Consider the following 1836-nt stretch of genomic DNA (forward strand, 5'->3'; position numbering starts at 1 on the left):
TCGGTGGCGTCGGCGAGCCGGGACAGCGCCAGGTCACGGGCCTGGCCCACGGTCTGGTCGGTCACCGAGACGTGCACCAGCACGCCCAGCAGCGCGGCCAGCGCGCAGCACATCACCGTGATGAACGCGGCGGCCCTGACCGCGAGCGCCCCCGACCAGTGCGGCAGCGTGAGCCTCATCGCGCGCCCGGGGAGGCCGAGGGGGAGGGCGTGCGCCGGCCGTGCGGGCCGTCGCCGACGTGCAGGTACTCGTCACGGGAGAACACCATCGCGCGCTGGCCCGGGTCCCACACCCACGTGGTGCGGTACTCGTAGCCGGAGGTGTCGGCCGGGGAGCGTTCGATCAGCGCCCGCCCGGCCAGCTCCACCCCGAGGAGCGCGTCGTTGTCGGCCAGCACCCGCACCAGCCGGTGCCCCTCGACGGTGTAGACCCGCACCGCCGTCTGGTTGGTCGGGTACAGCCGGAAGCCCAGCGTCAGATCCGCCCGGCCGTCCCCGGTCAGGTCCCGGTGGTACGGCTTGAGCAGCGGGCAGCGGGCCCGGTCGCCGCCCGGCCGGCACTGCCTCATCCGGTCCACGGTCGCGTGGTACGTCCCCTTGGGGCCGTAGTCGCCGGGGTGCGCCCTCAGCTCCGCCTCCACGACCGCCACCGGGTCGACCTTCCGTATGTCGCCGCCGGGGACCGCGACGCCCTCGACGGCCTCCCGGGTCGCCACGTCGTAAGGGTAGGCCGGGCTGGACGCGGGCCTGAGATCGGGCCACAGCCGGGTGGGGCTGACGGCGGTCGTGGTGGGCCCGGCGCCGCGCAGGCCGCCGGTGTCCCCGCAGGCCGTCGCCGTCGCCGACAGCAGGGCGACGGCGGACAGGGCGAGGGCGGTACGGGCGGGTCGACGGGCCGGCATCCCTACATTCTGACCGAAGTCTGCTTTGTACTGCTTCGTGTGCCGTGGGTGAGGACGCGGCGGGCCGTCCGGCCGGCGTGCGGGCGCGCGGACTACTCGGCCAGCTCCTCCAGCAGCCGTACGGTCGCCAGGCCCGTCCGCAGGTACTCCACGAACAGCTCGTTGTGCAGCGCCCACGCCGAGCGCCGGGCCCGGATCAGCTGGATCGCCTGGTCGGCCGTGTCGCCCCGCTGGACCAGCGCGTGCGCGACGACCAGCCCCGAGCGGTTGTACCCGTGGTAGCAGCGCACGAGCACCCGGCGCCCGGCGTCCAGCGCGTCGTTCGCCGCCCGGGCCAGCCGGATCACCCCGGCCAGCTGCGTGCCGTCCAGCGGCCCGTCCGGGATCGGCCACACATGGTGCTCCACGCCCGGCTCGGGACCGTACCCGGGCAGCCGCAGCAGCGACTGCACCACGTCGAACTCGTCTCGTACGACGGCGAGCTCCAGCCGCCCGGACCGGTCCCGGAATTCGTGGCCGCCCATCCACAGGCCGGGCACGATCTCGTTCCACGGGCTCTTCGGAGCCGGTACGTCGGGCTGCGTTCCGCGGGTCCGCAACGGTGCCTCCCCAACTCCCCGCACAGGGCCGCCCACCACGGTAACCGGTCTTGCCCCGGGAGCGCCCCGCCTGTTCCCATGGTCGAGGGGTGATGGCATGAGCGGACTGCGCGTGGTGCCGGCCTTCCGGCACGGTCGTCAGCGGCTGTACGTCTGCCGCCCGGACGGAGCCGGCGTGGCCTGGTACGACCGCGAGACGGGCCGGGTCGACCTGCTCGCCGAGGACGAGCGGGACGCCGTCCTCCAGGCGCTGCACCCCTTCCTCACCGGCCCGGTGACCGTGGGCCCGCCCCCGGTCCCGACCCCCGCCGAACTCGCCCGGCTGACCCTGCACCC

Annotated in this window: 2 protein-coding genes and 2 pseudogenes; 1 reads left to right on the forward strand and 3 read right to left on the reverse strand. The window is 74.9% G+C overall.

What is annotated here, in order from left to right:
• The 3 genes and pseudogenes from H5J33_RS38065 to H5J33_RS33715 form a co-directional block, all read right to left on the reverse strand.
• A pseudogene (locus H5J33_RS38065) lies at positions 1 to 179 on the reverse strand (two-component sensor histidine kinase); the annotation flags it as partial.
• Complete coding sequence (locus H5J33_RS33710; RefSeq protein WP_181798478.1) at positions 176 to 901, reverse strand: hypothetical protein; 726 nt, start codon at positions 899 to 901, stop codon at positions 176 to 178. The gene H5J33_RS33710 and the pseudogene H5J33_RS38065, both read right to left, overlap by 4 nt.
• Positions 902 to 993: 92 nt before the next feature.
• Entirely contained in the window at positions 994 to 1500 is a 507-nt protein-coding gene (locus H5J33_RS33715) for a dual specificity protein phosphatase family protein (RefSeq protein WP_181798479.1), read from the reverse strand.
• 97 nt (positions 1501 to 1597) lie between these two features.
• Here H5J33_RS33715 and H5J33_RS33720 point away from each other — a divergent pair.
• Positions 1598 to 1836: pseudogene (locus H5J33_RS33720) on the forward strand (NERD domain-containing protein); the annotation flags it as partial.

This window comes from Streptomyces sp. WELS2 (assembly GCF_013870595.1).
Lineage (GTDB): Bacteria > Actinomycetota > Actinomycetes > Streptomycetales > Streptomycetaceae > Streptomyces.